The organism is Pseudonocardia alaniniphila (assembly GCF_022524485.1).
Lineage (GTDB): Bacteria > Actinomycetota > Actinomycetes > Mycobacteriales > Pseudonocardiaceae > Pseudonocardia > Pseudonocardia alaniniphila.
In genome coordinates this window covers 221501-236720 of record NZ_JAKXMK010000017.1, presented here as the reverse complement: position 1 = coordinate 236720, position 15220 = coordinate 221501, and the positions used below count along the sequence as shown (strand labels likewise).

General features: G+C 71.6%; 18 protein-coding genes. 6 read left to right on the top strand and 12 right to left on the bottom strand.

Annotation, left to right across the window (positions count from 1 at the left end; genetic code table 11):
- Positions 1-1114: 1114 nt before the first annotated feature.
- From MMF94_RS21370 to MMF94_RS21355, 4 genes are all read right to left on the bottom strand, one after another.
- Positions 1115-1678 (bottom strand): ATP-dependent Clp protease proteolytic subunit, encoded by a 564-nt coding sequence (locus MMF94_RS21370; protein ID WP_241038880.1) that lies wholly within the window; start codon positions 1676-1678, stop codon positions 1115-1117.
- Positions 1679-1781: 103 nt separating this feature from the next.
- On the bottom strand, positions 1782-2675 hold the full coding sequence (locus tag MMF94_RS21365; RefSeq protein ID WP_241038879.1) for an alpha/beta fold hydrolase: 894 nt from the start codon (positions 2673-2675) through the stop codon (positions 1782-1784).
- Positions 2675-3568: an AurF N-oxygenase family protein gene (locus MMF94_RS21360; RefSeq protein ID WP_241038878.1), complete on the bottom strand. Its 894-nt coding sequence runs from the start codon at positions 3566-3568 to the stop codon at positions 2675-2677. Before MMF94_RS21360 ends, MMF94_RS21365 begins: the two co-directional genes overlap by 1 nt.
- The gene (locus tag MMF94_RS21355) at positions 3565-4485 is read right to left on the bottom strand and encodes an SDR family NAD(P)-dependent oxidoreductase (protein ID WP_241038877.1); all 921 of its coding nucleotides are present in this window, start codon (positions 4483-4485) and stop codon (positions 3565-3567) included. Before MMF94_RS21355 ends, MMF94_RS21360 begins: the two co-directional genes overlap by 4 nt.
- Before the next feature lie 52 nt (positions 4486-4537).
- On the opposite strand from MMF94_RS21355, the gene MMF94_RS21350 reads away from it, so the two are divergent.
- Together MMF94_RS21350 and MMF94_RS21345 are read left to right on the top strand one after the other, a co-directional pair.
- Entirely contained in the window at positions 4538-5242 is a 705-nt protein-coding gene (locus MMF94_RS21350; RefSeq protein WP_241038876.1) for a TetR family transcriptional regulator, read from the top strand.
- Positions 5235-5564, top strand: coding sequence for a DUF4873 domain-containing protein (locus MMF94_RS21345; protein WP_241038875.1), 330 nt, complete (start codon positions 5235-5237; stop codon positions 5562-5564). Before MMF94_RS21350 ends, MMF94_RS21345 begins: the two co-directional genes overlap by 8 nt.
- 45 nt (positions 5565-5609) lie before the next feature.
- Here MMF94_RS21345 and MMF94_RS21340 read toward each other — a convergent pair whose 3' ends face one another.
- Both MMF94_RS21340 and MMF94_RS21335 read right to left on the bottom strand, forming a co-directional pair.
- Complete coding sequence (locus tag MMF94_RS21340; protein ID WP_241038874.1) at positions 5610-5837, bottom strand: DUF3107 domain-containing protein; 228 nt, start codon at positions 5835-5837, stop codon at positions 5610-5612.
- Between the two features lie 109 nt (positions 5838-5946).
- Positions 5947-6615 (bottom strand): ferritin-like fold-containing protein, encoded by a 669-nt coding sequence (locus MMF94_RS21335; protein ID WP_241038873.1) that lies wholly within the window; start codon positions 6613-6615, stop codon positions 5947-5949.
- 311 nt (positions 6616-6926) lie between these two features.
- Here MMF94_RS21335 and MMF94_RS21330 point away from each other — a divergent pair, with 311 nt between their 5' ends.
- Positions 6927-8684, top strand: a complete 1758-nt coding sequence (locus MMF94_RS21330; protein ID WP_379660238.1) for a DEAD/DEAH box helicase — start codon at positions 6927-6929, stop codon at positions 8682-8684.
- Positions 8685-8695: 11 nt separating this feature from the next.
- On the top strand, positions 8696-10018 hold the full coding sequence (locus MMF94_RS21325; RefSeq protein ID WP_241038872.1) for an Rv3212 family protein: 1323 nt from the start codon (positions 8696-8698) through the stop codon (positions 10016-10018).
- A gap of 24 nt (positions 10019-10042) precedes the next feature.
- Here the strand turns inward: MMF94_RS21325 and MMF94_RS21320 are convergent, their stop codons facing one another.
- The 5 genes from MMF94_RS21320 to MMF94_RS21300 are packed head-to-tail and all read right to left on the bottom strand — an operon-like array spanning position 10043 to position 12878.
- The gene (locus MMF94_RS21320; protein WP_241038871.1) at positions 10043-10324 is read right to left on the bottom strand and encodes a hypothetical protein; all 282 of its coding nucleotides are present in this window, start codon (positions 10322-10324) and stop codon (positions 10043-10045) included.
- The gene (locus tag MMF94_RS21315) at positions 10321-11166 is read right to left on the bottom strand and encodes a RecB family exonuclease (protein ID WP_241038870.1); all 846 of its coding nucleotides are present in this window, start codon (positions 11164-11166) and stop codon (positions 10321-10323) included. Before MMF94_RS21315 ends, MMF94_RS21320 begins: the two co-directional genes overlap by 4 nt.
- 35 nt (positions 11167-11201) lie before the next feature.
- Complete coding sequence (locus tag MMF94_RS21310; RefSeq protein WP_241038869.1) at positions 11202-12074, bottom strand: PHP domain-containing protein; 873 nt, start codon at positions 12072-12074, stop codon at positions 11202-11204.
- Positions 12075-12094: 20 nt separating this feature from the next.
- Complete coding sequence (locus MMF94_RS21305; RefSeq protein ID WP_241038868.1) at positions 12095-12634, bottom strand: PH domain-containing protein; 540 nt, start codon at positions 12632-12634, stop codon at positions 12095-12097.
- Between the two features lie 4 nt (positions 12635-12638).
- Positions 12639-12878 (bottom strand): hypothetical protein, encoded by a 240-nt coding sequence (locus MMF94_RS21300; RefSeq protein WP_241038867.1) that lies wholly within the window; start codon positions 12876-12878, stop codon positions 12639-12641.
- A gap of 23 nt (positions 12879-12901) precedes the next feature.
- Between MMF94_RS21300 and MMF94_RS21295 the strand changes: the two genes are divergently transcribed.
- Complete coding sequence (locus MMF94_RS21295; RefSeq protein ID WP_241038866.1) at positions 12902-13297, top strand: NUDIX hydrolase; 396 nt, start codon at positions 12902-12904, stop codon at positions 13295-13297.
- Between the two features lie 16 nt (positions 13298-13313).
- Here the strand turns inward: MMF94_RS21295 and MMF94_RS21290 are convergent, their stop codons facing one another.
- Positions 13314-13817 carry a MaoC family dehydratase gene (locus tag MMF94_RS21290; protein ID WP_241038865.1) on the bottom strand — a complete coding sequence of 168 codons (504 nt, stop codon included), beginning with the start codon at positions 13815-13817 and terminating at the stop codon, positions 13314-13316.
- Positions 13818-14093: 276 nt separating this feature from the next.
- On the opposite strand from MMF94_RS21290, the gene corA reads away from it, so the two are divergent.
- Positions 14094-15188: a magnesium/cobalt transporter CorA gene (gene corA, locus MMF94_RS21285; RefSeq protein WP_379660232.1), complete on the top strand. Its 1095-nt coding sequence runs from the start codon at positions 14094-14096 to the stop codon at positions 15186-15188.
- The last annotated feature ends 32 nt before the right edge of the window (positions 15189-15220 follow it).

The window sequence follows — 15220 nt, the reverse complement described above, 5'->3', positions numbered from 1 at the left end:
AGGAACCAGGAACCAGGAACCAGGAACCAGGAACCAGGAACCAGGAACCAGGAACCAGGAACCAGGAACCAGGAACCAGGAACCGGGAACCGGGAACCGGGAACCGGGAACCGGGAACCGGGAACCGGGAACCGGGGACCCAAGATCAACGACTCGGACCCGGCAGCCGCGCACCGCACGGTCCCAGGTGCCCAAACAATGATCATGGAGCCGCACACCCGACCAGCCCTCGAACAGCTGGCGCCAGCCATGGTCACCGGTTCGGCCGGGCGGCGACTCAGGGCCCGGATCGCGGTCCCGCACCGGCGACGATCCTCGTGGCCACGGGTTGGCTCCCGAGGGGCCGCCTACCGTCCATGATCGACGTTTGGGGCCCGGGGGCGGGATATGACGCCGTCCCCGACCCCGAAACGATGATCATCGACCAGGGCACCCCCGCCCGCCGACCCCCGACCTGGGACCCGATCGCGGGTCGGCTCCCGCGGGGCCGTCGACCGCCCATGATCGACATTTGGGGCCCGGCAGCGGCTTATGACGCCGTCCCCGACCCCAGAACGATGATCATCGACCAGGGCACCCCCGCCCGCCGGCCCCGGCCTGGGACCCGGCCGCGGGTTGGCTCCCGCAGGGCCGTCGAGCGTCCATGATCGACGCTTCGGGCCCGGCGGCAGCGCGGGCCGTCGTCGGCGGTACCGGAGTGATGATCAAACGCCGAAGCCGCGCCGCCAGCCGGCCCCGACGGCCTGGAGCGCCCGTGATCAACGACTCGGACCCGCCAGTAGCGCAGGGCACCGTCCGCAGTCCCGAAGCGATGATCAAGCGCCCAAGCCGCGACGCCCTCCGCCCCCGAACCTGGAGCGCCCGTGATCAACGACTCGGACCCGCCAGCCGTGCATGGCGCCGTCCGCAGCCCCGAAGCGATGATCAACCCCGGACACCTCGCCCTCAGCGCGGACCCGCATCCCATTGCCGGAGTGGCCGGCCTCGCGTGCCCAGGTCGCCCCGGTCCCGAGAGCCGCCGTTCCAGTGCCCGAGTCGCCCCCGTCCGCGAATCGCCCCTTCCGTAGCGTGTCGCCCCGGAGCCCGAGAGTCGCCCACCCGCGCCCTCGCGGGCTCAGTGCCGGGTGATCACGCGGTCGATGAGGCCGTAGTCGGCTGCCTCCCGCGCGGTGAACCATCGGTCGCGGTCGAAGTCCGCCTCGACCCGCTCGAGGGGCTGGCCGCTGTGCCGGGCTGTGAGTTCGGCGATCCGGCGCTTGAGGACGGTCAGCATCCCGGCCCGGATCACGATGTCGGACTCGGTGCCGCCCGCGCCGCCCGACGGCTGGTGCATCATCACGTCGGCGTGTGGAAGGGCGAGACGCTTGCCGGGGGCGCCCGCGGTGAGCAGGAACTGTCCCATCGAGGCGGCCATGCCTGTCGCCACAGTGGACACGTCGGGCTCGATGGCGTGCATCGTGTCGTAGACCGCCAGGCCCGCGAAGACCGAGCCTCCTGGCGAGTTGATGTAGAGCGTGATGTCCTCGGTCGGGTCCTCGGCGGCGAGCAGCAGGAGCTGGGCGACGACCCTCGTGGCGACCGCGTCGTCGATCTCGCCGCGGAGCAGCACGATCCGTTCGTGCAGAAGCCGGTCGTACACCGAGTCGTCGAGGGTGAGTGCTCCGTTCGAAGTGGTCATGGCGGCGGACGCTAACGGCGGGGCTCGGTCCCGCGGTCGTTTCTTCACGGCGGGCGAAAACCTTCGCCCACAGCGAACACGCAGGTGAGCGGGGTGCGGCAGCTCAGTGGGCGGCCGGCACCGCCCCTGCCGCCAGCGCCCTGATCCGGCCGGCCACCCCGGCAGCCCGCTCGACGGGCAGCATGTGGCCCGCCTCGGGGAAGATCGTCAGCCCGGCCGAAGGCAGCGCGGCCGCGATGCGCCGGGTGGCCGCCACCGGCGTGAGCCGGTCCCGGGCCCCCACGAGCACCGCCGTCGGGATCGGCGCGAACGCCTCCAGGGCGGCGTCCCGCTCGTGGGCCTCCAGGGTGGGCCGGAAGCCGGACATCGTGAGCGGGCGGCAGGCGGCGATCATCTCGCTGGTGATCCGCCGGGCCTCAGGGCTCGCGTCGGGCCCCAGCAGCAGCCGGCGCAGCGCGGGCGCGAGCAGCCGGCGGTGGCCCAGCCGCGGCCGCGTGCACCACGGACGTGACGCGTACAGCCGCTCCTCCAGCGGACGCCAGAACGTCCTCGCCGGAAACGGGATGCCGGGCACACGGCCGGCAAGACCGCCGCTGGCGGTGGACACCATCGCGATCCCGGCGGCGCGATCCACAATGGACGGATGCCGCTCGGCCAGCGCCATCAGCGTCATGCCGCCCATCGAGTGGCCCGCGAGCACCAGCGGACCGTTCGGTGCGACCGCGGCGATCACGGCGGCGAGGTCGTCCGCGAGCTGCTCGATGGTCATCGAGGCCGGGTCCACGGCGGCGGACCATCCGTGGCCCCGGTGGTCGTAGCGGACGACCCGGACCGGGCCCGGCCCCTGGATCAGCAAGCGGGCGACCGGTCCCCATAGGCGGACGTCCAGCGTCCAGCCGTGGGCGAGAACGACGGTGATGGGCGCGTCGGCCGGACCGTCGAGTTCGACGTTCAGGACCGCGCCGTCGGCTGCCGGTACGGATCGCCGTATGGACATCAGAGCAGATGCGCCTTCCGCCAGAGAGCTTCCGTAGGCCCACCGATGATGCCTTGCTCCCGCAGGAACGGCACCAGTTTGCGGGCTGACCAGCGCAACATCGCCTGATGGTGTGGGTTCTGTAGTGCGACCTCGCGCCCGATGCCCGGGTCGATTCCCACGGACAGGTAGACGTCGCGGTGGATCAGGTTGCGGGCGACGACGAAGGCGACCCGGGCGGAGAGGTAGCGGGCGAGGGCGCGTTGCGCAGCGTTCGTGTGCGGCATGATCCGCATGAGCTCCTCGCGGGCGTAGCGGACGTGCCGCGCCTCCTCGGTCACGTGGATCTTGTTGACCATCCGGGTCAGCGGCTGCACCGTGTCGTCGCGCATGGCCTCGCGTTGCAGCTGGTCGAGGATCTCCTCGACGAACAGGGTGCCCGCGAACATCGCGGGCCCGGTGGCGACCGTCTTGAACAGCCTGCCGAGCTCGTGGGTGAGGCGGCGGGGCGCGTAGTCGGGCACGCCGTAGCGCTCGGCCATCTTCGCGAACATCACGGAGTGCCTGCACTCGTCGGCGATCTCGACGAGCGCGTACTGGATGTGCCGGCGGCGCGGGTCGCGGTCGTAGGAGTACCGCAGCAGCATCTGCATGAGGATCATCTCGAACCAGATGCCGATGCGGGCGATGCTGCACAGCTCGTGCACCGAGAGGGTGCGCCGCTGCTCCTCGCTGAGGCCTTCCCACAGCCCGGTGCCGTAGAGCGACACCCGGTGCGGCGGGATGCCCCACGCTCCGTCGACGAGCGGGGCATCCCAGTCGATGTCGATGCCCGGCTCGTACGAGTGGTCCAGCGACGAGCGGAGCAACCGCTCGGCGGTGGCCTCCCGGTCGCTGCGGGCTTTCACGTTCACGACGCGCTCCTCTCGGTGGCCGGGGCGGTGGTGTCGGTGCTGGTGGCGGGCCCGTTCATGCGGTCGGTCAGCCTGCGCACGAGACCCGCGGCGACCGGCGAGCCGTCGAAGTGGCCCGCGGCGGCGCGCCCGCGAATCCGCCGGGCGACGGCGGACCCGAGGAGGCCCGGCAGGTGCCGCCCGACCCACAGCTCGACGGCCCCACCGGGGGTGCATGCGGTCTCCCGCCGCGGCCTGGCCGCAGTGAGCGCCCGCAGCACGGTGGCCACGACGTCCTCGACCTCCTCGCGGCGCACCTGACCCTCCAGCGCCAGGCCGACCTGCCGGCCCGCGTCATGGATCGGGGTGCGGACGTAGCCGGGGCAGACGGTGGTGACGTGCAGGTCGCTGCCGTACTCGAGCCGCAGCGCGTCGGCGTAGGCCGTCATCCCCCGCTTGGCCACGCTGTAGGCGGACACGAACGGCAGCGTCAGGTAGGCCAGCTCGCTGGCGACGAAGACGACCCGGCCCTTACGGCCGCCACGTGCGGCGCGCCCGTCGAGCAGGGCTGACAGCGCGGCCGCTGTGACCCGCCAGGCGCCGAGCAGGTTGACGTCGATCACGCGGAGGGCGTCGGGGACGAGGGACGCGCCCGCGTCGTTCGGGATGCCGATGCCGGCGAAGTGCACCACGGCATCGAGGCCGCCGAGTCGTTGCGCGGCCTCCGCTACGGCCCGCGAGACAGCGGCGTCGTCGGTGATGTCGCAGGCGATGGTGTGCTCGTCGCCGATCACGTCGAGCCCGATGACCTGCACACCCTGCTCGCGCAGGCGGGCGACCGCCGGGGAGGCCAGGCCCCCCGCGGCACCGGTGACGATCACCCGGTCGCCTGCGCCGATGCCCGGCCCCGCGCTCGCTGACGTCCCGGTAGCGGCCATCGTGCCCCCTCGGCGGTTGCTGTTACCGGCGGTAACTGTTACCACTGGTACGGTGCCTCGCAACGAGCCCGCTGTCAAGCGCGCACCCCGGCCGGACCGGCAGTTGCGCCGTGCCGAACGACGTGCGGAGATGGTCGCGGCAGCGATCGACGCCGTCCGCACGCTCGGGCCCGGCGTCTCCGTCGCCGAGATCGCGGCACAGGCGGGAATCACGAAACCCGTGCTCTACCGGCACTTCACCGATCGCGCCGATCTGCAGCGCGCCGTCGGCCAGGAGGCGGCCGCGCGCCTGATGGCGAGGATGGCCCCGGAGCTGGACCCGGATCGCGAGCCCGTCGAACTGATCCGCGGGGTCGTCGACGCGTTCCTCGCCGGCATCGAGGACGAGCCCGAGCTCTGGCGGTTCGTCGTCCATCACCCGATCGAACGGGCGCCGGGTGCCGAGGTCGTCGATGACGCACGTGAGCAGATCGCGCGGATGCTGACCGCGCTCCTCGGGGAGCGGCTGCGCGGCCTCGGCCTGGATTCCGGCGGGGCGGAGGCGTGGGCGCAGGGCCTCGTGGGGATGGTGCAGAGCGCAGGTGACTGGTGGCTCGAGCGGCGCACGATGAGCCGGCGCGCCCTCACCGACTATCTGACCACCCTGATCTGGGGTGGGGTGTCCGGCGTGCTCGGTACGGCGTCCGACGCGCCGTCGTCACTCCGGCTGATCCCGCGGGTGGACGACGAACGCGATCACGGAGGACGCCGTGGCTGACGACCACGACGAGGGCTACCGCGGGCACGCGATACTCAGCGTCGACGGGCGTGACCTGCCGGTGCAGGTGGTGCTCGACGCTCGGCACGAGCCGCAGGACGGCCGCCTGCACTGGTTCGGAAGGGCCGCGCTCGACGCCGCGGCCGACCCTGAGCTGCACAGAGCACTCACCACTGCGACGAGCCGCATCGAACTGCGTGTCGGGGACGAGCGCCGGGCCGCCGCCCGGATCGGCGACGTCGATCCGTGGGGTCGCTACCGGGTGACGGGGCTGGGCACTCCCCCGTTTCCGCTCGACGAGCCGCCCCTCGACGAGGACTGACTCGGCCGCGAGCCCGAGGTAGAGCGCGCGGCCGGTCGCGGCGGCTCAGCCGATCGCGAAGCCCACGCGCCCAGCGGTGGCGGGCGCGATCTCGACGTAGGCGATCTGCGAGGAGCGCACCAGGTAACGGCGGCCCTTGTCGTCGACGAGCCGCAGGAGCCCGTCGTCACTCTTCAGCGCGTCGTCGACCAGAGCCTGGACCTCGTCCGGCGTCTGGTCGCTGGACACCACGAGCTCGCGCGCGCTCTCCGCGATGCCGATCTTGACCTCCACCGGTTGACCTCCTGGTCACGTTGTCGAACTGGCCTGGCCAAGGCTAGTGCAGCAATCAGGCACGAGCCGCCACGGGCGCTCCGCCCTCGGCGAACGAGGGCGGAGGACGCTAGTTCAGCCCGAGCTTGGCCATCCGCTTGCCGTGGTTGAACTGCAGCCGCCGCAGCAGTGCGGCGAGGCCGGAGAGATCACCGGAGCCGGTGACGATGAACTCGGCGAGCTCGTCGCGTTCGGCGACGATGCTCTGCGCCTGCGTGACGGCCTCCCCGAGCAACCGCCTGCCCCAGAGGGCGAGCCGGTCGTGCACCTGCCTGCTGCTTGCGCACGCCGCCCTGACCTCCCGCTCGGCGAACGCACTGTGCCCGGTGTCGGCCAGGACCTGCTGCACCAGCTCCCCTGTGGGTCCGGGGAGCCAACCGCCGATCTCGCGGTAGAAGTCGGCCGCGAGCCCGTCGCCGAGGTAGGCCTTGACCAGCGACTCGAGCCACGTGCGGGGTGCGGTGGACGCGTGGTAGGCGTCCCACTGCGCCACGAAGGGCCGCATGGCGTCGTCGATCGGTACGTCGAGCCCGCGTAGGTGCTCCTCGAGCATCCGGAAGTGTCCGATCTCCGCGGCCGCCATGGCCGACAGCGCGGCCCGCCCACTGAGCGTCGGCGCGGTGCGGGCGTCCTCGGCCAACCGGTCGAACGCGGAGAGCTCGCCGTAGGCCAGCACGCCGAGCAGGTCGATCGTCGCCTGCCCCGCTCCGGCAGGTTCCGTCGCCCGCGCAGTCACCATGCGCTGAGCCTAGAGGTCAAGCGCCTCCATCGGGCGGTGTACGTCACCGTTACCGGTCGGCGCGCCGGACTGCCCCCCGCGACGGGTACCCGGTAAGATGTCAGCAGCGCAGCGCCCAGATGGGTGCGCGTCTAGCCGCGGCCCACCGACCGCAGCTCCCATTTCACGGGGAGCAGCAGCGGAGCCGCAACGACCTGGTGCGTGCAGCGCCTCGTCGGTTCTCCCGTCAGTGCGCGCTGTGACCCGCACGGAGCAGCGCAGCCGACGGTCGATGAGCCGGCCCCGGCTTCTGTGCGCGGAGAGAGGCGATCATCCTGACCGTTCAGAACGACACATCCGGCGAGTCCCCCGAGAACTCCACAGAGAACTCCACAGAAGCCGCCGTCGACGAGGTCGTCGACGCGCACCCGCTCCGGGCCGGCGCGCCCGTTCGACCCGACTCCCCCACGTTCGCCGAGCTCGGGGTGCGCCCGGAGATCGTGCGAGCGCTGGCCGAGGCAGGCATCGAGCGCACGTTCGCCATCCAGGAGCTCACGCTCCCACTCGCGCTCGCAGGCGACGACATCATCGGCCAGGCCCGCACCGGGATGGGCAAGACGCTCGGATTCGGAGTTCCGCTCCTGCAGCGCCTCGTCCCGCCTGCTGAGCAGCCCGCGGCGGACGCCGACGGAGAGGCCGCCGACCGCACGAAGGACGTGCCCCAGGCGCTCGTCGTGGTGCCGACGCGCGAGCTGTGCGTGCAGGTCGCCAAGGACATCGCCGACGCCGGCAAGCACCTCGGCGTGCGCGTCACCGCGATCTACGGCGGCCGTGCCTACGAGCCGCAGCTGGCCGCCCTGCGCAAGGGCGTCGACGTCGTGGTCGGCACGCCCGGCCGCCTGCTCGACCTGGCCGAACAGCGCCACCTCGTGCTCGGACGCGTCAACGCGCTCGTGCTCGACGAAGCCGACGAGATGCTGGACCTGGGCTTCCTGCCCGACGTCGAGCGCATCATGCGGATGCTGCCCGAGAAGCGGCACACCATGCTGTTCTCCGCCACCATGCCCGGCCCGATCATCGCCCTGTCGCGGGCGTTCCTGCACCGGCCCACGCACATCCGGGCGGAGGAGGCCGACCAGGGCTCCATCCACGAGCGCACGCGGCAGCTGGTCTACCGCGCCCACGCGATGGACAAGGTCGAGCTGCTCACGCGCGTGCTCCAGGCCGACGAGCGCGGTCTCACCATGATCTTCGCGCGCACCAAGCGCACGGTGCAGCGCGTGGCCGACGACCTGGCGGAGCGCGGCTTCGCAGCCGCGGCCGTCCACGGTGACCTGGGCCAGGGAGCGCGTGAGCAGGCACTCCGCGCGTTCCGCTCCGGCAAGGTCGACGTGCTGGTGGCCACCGACGTCGCGGCGCGCGGTATCGACGTCTCCGATGTCACGCACGTGGTCAACTACCAGTGCCCGGAGGACTCCAAGACCTACGTGCACCGGATCGGCCGCACCGGCCGCGCCGGCAAGGAGGGCGTGGCGGTCACGCTGGTCGACTGGGACGAGATCCCGCGCTGGAAGCTCATCAGCGACGAGCTCGCCCTCGACATGCCGGAGCCCGTCGAGACCTACTCGACGTCCGACCACCTGTACTCCGACCTCACCATCCCGACCAGTGCCACGGGTCGGCTGCCCCGCTCCAAGCGCACCCGCGCCGGGCTGGACGCCGAGTACGTCGACACCGAGGGCGACCACCACGGCAGCCGGAAGCGCAACGACCGCTCCCGTGGCCGCGGGCGGTCCGGCCCAGCAGGCGACGCCGTGGCCGAGGCGCCGCGTCCGCGCCGCGTCCGCACCCGCAGCAGGGCCGGTGTCACGATCGGTGGCAGCGACTCCGCCACCGAGACCGCCGCCGAGGCAGGCACCGCCACCGAGACCGCCACCACCCAGCCGTCGGGCACCGGCCCGGACAACGCCGCCGGTCCGCGCAACGAGAACGACCGCCCGCGCCGTCGCCGTCGGCGTGGCGGTGCCCGCCGTCGCGACAACGCCGACGGCGGTGAGACATCGGCAGCGGACACCGCCGCGGCCAGCTGACCGGCGCCCAGGTGCCTCTCCAGCCCAGGGGGCGGCTGCGGTCACCGCAGCCGCAACGGGTGCGCCTGCCGCCCGAGCGGCGTCGCCGCGGCGACGTCGTGGCGGCGGCGGTGCTGGCTCTGGTGCTCGTCGTCGCCGGGGTCGTCGTGTGGCGCACCAGCGGCGTCGCAGGCACCACCGACGTGCCGGCCGCCACCCCGATCGCGCCTCCGCCACCGGCGATCGGCGTGCCGGCCGGCTTCACGGAGGCGTGGAAGGCGCCCAGCGGCGCCACCGACCATCCCGTCGTGGCGGGTCCGGCCGTGATCACGGCCGACGGCTCCGAGGTCGTCGGCCGTACGGCGACCACCGGGGCCGAGAGCTGGAGCTACACCCGCAACCGTCGGCTCTGCACGGTCGGCTCCGGGTTCCCCGAGGGCAGGACGGGACGGGTCCTCGCGCTCTACGACAGCAACACGGGCTGGTGCAGCGAGCTCACCGCGCTGAGCCCCGAGACCGGCACGCGCATCGGCGCGAGCAACCCCGACCTGAAGCCGGGCACGAGGCTGCTGGCCGACCGCACCTACGTGCTCGGCACGGGCACCGACTACCTCGAGGTCTGGCGCAGCGACCTCGTACGCACCCTGGAGTACGGCCACGTCGTCACTCCCGCGCAGCCGGCCCGGCAGCCGCGGCCGGACTGCACCTACGGCTCGGCCGCGGTCGCCTTCGGCCGTATCGGCGTGATCGAGCGCTGCCCGGGGGAATCGACCGATCGGCTCACCGTGCTCACCGCCGACGGTCAGGACGGCGCGGAGACCCCACAGGTGCAGTACTCCATGCCGCTTCCCACCGCCGGAGCGACGCTGGTGGCGCTGTCGGAAGGCCGGGCGGCGGTCGCTCTGCCGGGCCCTCCGCGCCTGCTCGTGCTCGACGCCGCCGGAGTGCAGGTCGGCCTGATCCCCCTCGCCGTCCCGGACGCCGACCTCACGGCCGACGCCACCGCCCCGACCGCGACGATCGGCACCACCCAGGGCACCACCAACGGCACGGACGGGCAGGATGACCGCGTCTACTGGTGGACGGGCTCCCGCACGATCGCTCTGAACGGCAGCGACCTGACCCCGTTGTGGACGGTCGACGGCACGCTGGGGCCCGCTCAGCCGTACGGGGGCGGCCTCCTCGTGCCCTCCCCGGCCGGGCTCCTGGTGCTCGACGCCGGGAGTGGCGCCGTGCTGCGCACGATCCCTGTCAGCCGCGACGATCGAGCGGCACCCGTCCGGCTCTCCACCGCAGGCGAGATGCTGATCGAGCAGCGCGGCGCCGAGGTCGTCGCCCTGCGCCCCACCGGCTGACCTGCTCCGACGACGAGCGACGGGTCAGGCGAGCCACTCGACGGTCAGCAGCACCGCGGCGATCACGATCACCGCGCAGGCGGCGAGCGCACCTCCCACGTCCCGGTGACGGTCCGCGTACCGCTGGGCGAGCACGGCGGCGACGGCCGCGACGGAGTGCCATACGAGCGTCTGCGCGCCGGGCCCCAACGACCCGGCCTGATCCGCGACGTACCAGGCGACGCCCAGTGCCACCGCCAGGACGACGAGCCCGCCGGCGAGCAGCCCGGACAACCCGCGCAGCAGCCGCCCGGCGCGGGTGTTCACGGCGCGAGGAGAGCCCACGGCTCCGGCTCCGTCGCGGCGGCCCGGCCCTCGGGGCAGTTGCGTCGCATGTCGCACGTGCCGCACCGGGGCGCCGGGCGGGGCGGGAAGAGCGCCTCGGCGTCGCCGCCGGCGGTGAGCTCATCGGTGGCGGCGGCGAGCTCTCCCGCCGTCTCCTCGGCCTTTCGGACGTGCTCGCCGAGCGAGGCGGCGTCGTGCCGCCAGGTCAGCACCTGGCCACTGGGCAGATGGTGCAGTTCCACCTGCGTGCACGGGCTGCGCAAGGTGCGTTCGGTGGCGACGGCGTAGAGCGCGAGCGCCTGCGAGGACCTGGCCTCCTCGTCGGTGGGGGTGCGCCGGCCCGTCTTGTAGTCGACGACCACCAACTCCGCTCCGCGACGGTCGATGCGGTCGACCCGCCCCTCGGCGACGATCCGGTCGGTCGCGACCGACACCCACTGCTCCAGCCCGACCGGAGCACCGTCCGGGTCGGATCCGTGCTGGGCGGCGTAGTCGGCGACCCAGTCCTTGGCGCGGCTGCGGTACTCCGCGGCCTGGGCGGCATCGCGGAAGCCCTCGCTCGTCCAGTGGCGGCTGACGAGCGCCGCCGCCACCCGCGGCGTGCGCTCGGCCGCCGGCAGCGCGAACAGCGCCCGCAACGCCAGGTGCACGACGGCACCGAGCGTGTTGTTCGCCCACGCGCCGCCCCGGGGCGGGGACGGGCGGTCGAGATAGGTCATCCGATACCGGCGGGGGCAGTCGCGCCAGGTGGCGAGGCGCGACGGCGTCACCCGCACGAGCCGGGTGGCCGCGAAGTCGAACCCGAGCTGCACACCGCCGTTCACGCCGAGCACCGTAAACCTCTCCTCGCCCAGCGCGGTCAGCCGGTGAGGATCTCGGCCCCGGTGGCCAGGGACGTCAAGGTCGCGAAGGCGTCCTCGCCGGTGGTCTCGGCGCCGATCGGGATGGTCTTGTTGGTGCCGTGGTAGTCGCTGGAGCCGGTGGGCACGAGCCCGGTGTCGGCGGCGAGGCCGCGTAGGAGGTCGCGGTCCTCGTGCGCATGGTCGGGATGATCCACCTCGACGCCGGTGAGCCCGACGGCCGACAGCTCGACGAGCACCGACGGCTCCACCACCCGTCCACGCTTGCGGGCAAGCGGGTGCGCGAACACCGTGACGCCGCCCGCGGCTCGCACCATCGCGATCGCGGTACGGATCGGGGTGTCGGCCTTGGGCGCGTAGTAGGGGCTCCCGTTGTAGAGCAGCGTCGCGAACGCCTCGTTCACCGACTCCACCACGCCGGCCGTGACGAGTGCGCGCGCCAGGTGCGGCCGTCCGGCGCTGGCACCGGTGGGCAGCAGCGCGAACACCGTCTCGACGTCGACCGGGTAGCCGTCGGCGGCCATCTTCTCGATCATCTTGCGGAGCCGCTCGACGCGCTCCGCCCGCAGACGGGTCTGCTCGGCGACGATCGCGGGGTGCTCCGGGTCGAAGAGGTAGCCGAGGAGGTGCACCGACACGTCACGGTCGCCCCGGCCGGTTGGGCTGATGCACGAGAACTCTGCCCCGCGTACCAGCGTCAACCCCTTGGGTAGGGCGGCTGCCGCCTCCGCCCAGCCCCCTGTGGTGTCGTGATCGGTGATCGCCACGACGTCGACACCCCCGGCCGCCGCGGCCGTGACGAGCCCCGCAGGGCTGTCCGTGCCGTCGGAGGCTGTCGAGTGGGTGTGCAGGTCGATGCGAAGGCTGGCCACGCCCGAGGCTAACCCGCTGGCTACCGCCGCCAGCCCCGCGGTCGGGACAGCATGCCCGTGGCCCGCGTCTTGCCCTTCTCGCCGAACACCAGCTCGGAGAGCGCCTCGTAGACCTCCTCGGGGCGAGGCATGTAGTCGATGCGGTTGAGCGCCTGGATCTGACCCGCGGACTCGACGATCAGAGTGCCGTAACCCATGATCCGGCCGCCGAGCGAGCGCTCGAAGGTGAGGTCGGTGACCTTGCCGAGCGGCATCATGCCGACGCTGTGCACGACGATGCCCTGGGCGAGCATCACGCGCTTGTCGGTGATCACGATGCGCTCGATCCACCACAGGATGGTGAGCACCGTGAACCGCAGCACCGCCACGAGTGCCAGGTAGAACGTCAGGTTGTCGATGAGCACGCTGTCGGGCAGGAAGCGCTCCAGCACGACCATCGCGACGAGGAACAGTGCGGTCTGGGTGACGGGCTTCCACATGAAGGCCCAGTGCTGCCGCACACGGATGACCCGACGTTCGGTCGGGAGCAGGTACTCGTCGATCTCACGGGGGGCGAGCATCGGACTACTGGACGAGCCGGTCGAAGAAGCGGATGCACGCATCCGCACCGTTACGGAGGGTGGTACCGATGCTCTCCAGCGAACCGGCAGCGTTATCCGGCTGGGTGAAGATATAGAAGACGACCAACGCGATCACCAGGAACCCGACGATCTTCTTGAGGTTCACCACACCCACCGTTCTGGCGTAGAAGGACCGGTTGCCACTGATTTGTACCGCACCCGCGTGTCCCAGGGTATCCGGCACGCGGGGCCGTATGGTCGATGGCGATGACCCGAGAAGGTGAAGAAATCCCCTGTGTGGGGGGCTTGACTTTTGACGCCGATGGCAGGCTGCTGCTGATCCAGCGGCGTAACGAGCCAGGACGTGGGTTGTGGTCCCTCCCTGGTGGCCGGGTCGAGCCCGGAGAGGATGACGCCGCCGCGCTCGTGCGTGAGATGGCGGAGGAGACCGGGCTCGTAGTGTGTCCAGGAACACTCGTCGGCCGGGTGCAGCGGGGCCGCTACTCGATCGCCGACTACCTCTGCACCGTGGTCGGCGGCGAGCTACGAGCCGGAGACGACGCGCTCGACGCCCGGTGGTGCGACGCCGCGACGTTCGCCGAACTGCCGCTGGCCGAGCTGCTCATGGAGACACTGGCCGAATGGGGAGTTCTGCCCCGCTGACTTTTCTGCCCGGCACTCAGGTCTGCGGATCCGGCCGTCCCGGCTGCTCCCCGCCGCGCGCCTCGCCGTAGGAGCGCTTCGGCACCATCACCTTGCGCCGGAACGTGCAGACGACCGTGCCGTCCTGCTTGTAACCCCTGGTCTCGACGTGGACGACGCCGCGATCGTCCTTCGACCGCGACTCCGTCTTGCCCAGCACCTCGGTCTCGCCGTAGATCGTGTCGCCGTGGAACGTCGGGCGGGTGTGCTTGAGCGACTCCACCTCGAGGTTGGCGATCGCCTTGCCTGAGACGTCGGGCACAGACATGCCCAGCAGCAGCGAGTAGATGTAGTTGCCGACCACGACGTTGCGCTTGAACTCCGTCGTCTCCTCGGCGTAGTTCGCGTCCAGGTGCAGCGGGTGGTGGTTCATCGTCAGCAGGCAGAAAAGGTGGTCGTCGTACTCGGTGACCGTCTTGCCCGGCCAGTGCTTGTACACGGCCCCGACCTCGAACTCCTCGTAGTACCGACCGAACTGCAACGCCGCCGCCTCCGTTGTCGATATCAGTACGGGAGTAATCTAGCCGTACGGCCGGCCGCGAGCCCCCCGTCGACCCGAAGGGTCGAGGCGCGGACGGTCACCACCACCGGCTAGCAGAGGACCAGGAGGTGAGCGCGGTGCCGACGGCACCCGGTTGTAGTAGTCGCCGCGTTCCCGACATGGCGACCTGCTGACGGTCACCCCGGTCGGGACGCACGCTCCACGCCCGCGCGTACGAGCAATGCACGCGCGTCCCGAACTTCCCGGAGGTACCTCGTGCCGCCCTTGTCCTCACTGCGGCCCGCCATCCGTGCGGCCGGCCGTCTGTCGTCCGTGAAGGGCGGCGAGTCGCTGCTGCCCAAGCTGCACGTCCCGATCTCGGCCTACGTCGTCGACTGTGCCGTCTACGTCGACGGCAAGCGCCTCCCCGGCCGCTGGACGCACGAACGTGCGCTCGACGAGGTCCGCATCCGCGACAACGCCTTCGTCTGGATCGGCCTGCACGAGCCCGACGAGGAGCAGATCACCGGCATCGCCGACGTCTTCGGCCTGCACGAGCTCGCCGTCGAGGACGCCGTGCACGCCCACCAGCGCCCGAAGCTGGAGCGCTACGACGACATGCTCTTCATGGTGCTCAAGACGGTCTGTTACACACCGCAGCACTCACCGGAGCACGAGATCGTCGAGACGGGCGAGGTGATGGTCTTCCTCGGGCCCGACTTCGTGATCACGGTGCGCCACGGCGAGCACTCGTCCCTGAGCGACGTGCGCGCACAGCTGGAGGCCGATCCCGAGCAGCTGGCGCTCGGGCCCGCCGCGGTGCTGCACGCGATCGCCGACCACATCGTCGATGCCTACCTCGAGGTCACGGAGGCGATCGAGACCGACATCGAGGAGCTCGAGACCGAGGTCTTCGAACCCCGATCGGCGGTCGACTCCGAGCAGATCTACGTCATGAAGCGCGAGGTGCTCGAACTGCGGCGCGCCGTCGTGCCGCTGGGGGCGCCGGTGCGGAAGCTGACCGAGGGCTACAGCTCACTCGTGCCGCACGACGTGCGGTCCTACTTCCGTGATGTAGACGACCACATGGTCACGGTCACGGAGCGGATCGCGGGCTTCAACGAGCTGCTCACCACGCTCGTCGACGCGGCGCTGGCGAAGATCACCATGCGGCAGAACAACGACATGCGCAAGATCACCGCCTACGCCGCCATGATCTCGGTGCCCACGATGATCGCCGGCATCTACGGGATGAACTTCGAGTTCATGCCCGAGCTGCACTGGCGCTTCGGCTACCCGCTCGTGCTGCTCGTGATCGGCTTCACCTGTCTGGGGCTCTTCCGGGTGTTCCGCCGCAACGAATGGCTGTGAGACCACCACACACCCACCACTCGACCGGGCCG

Bases quoted from the DNA above. Each gene is read 5' to 3' on its own strand.
- MMF94_RS21370 (WP_241038880.1), bottom strand. From the start codon at position 1,678: ATGACCACTTCGAACGGAGCACTCACCCTCGACGACTCGGTGTACGAC.
- MMF94_RS21365 (WP_241038879.1), bottom strand. From the start codon at position 2,675: ATGTCCATACGGCGATCCGTACCGGCAGCCGACGGCGCGGTCCTGAAC.
- MMF94_RS21355 (WP_241038877.1), bottom strand. From the start codon at position 4,485: ATGGCCGCTACCGGGACGTCAGCGAGCGCGGGGCCGGGCATCGGCGCA.
- MMF94_RS21335 (WP_241038873.1), bottom strand. From the start codon at position 6,615: ATGGTGACTGCGCGGGCGACGGAACCTGCCGGAGCGGGGCAGGCGACG.
- MMF94_RS21305 (WP_241038868.1), bottom strand. From the start codon at position 12,634: ATGCTCGCCCCCCGTGAGATCGACGAGTACCTGCTCCCGACCGAACGT.
- MMF94_RS21295 (WP_241038866.1), top strand. From the start codon at position 12,902: ATGACCCGAGAAGGTGAAGAAATCCCCTGTGTGGGGGGCTTGACTTTT.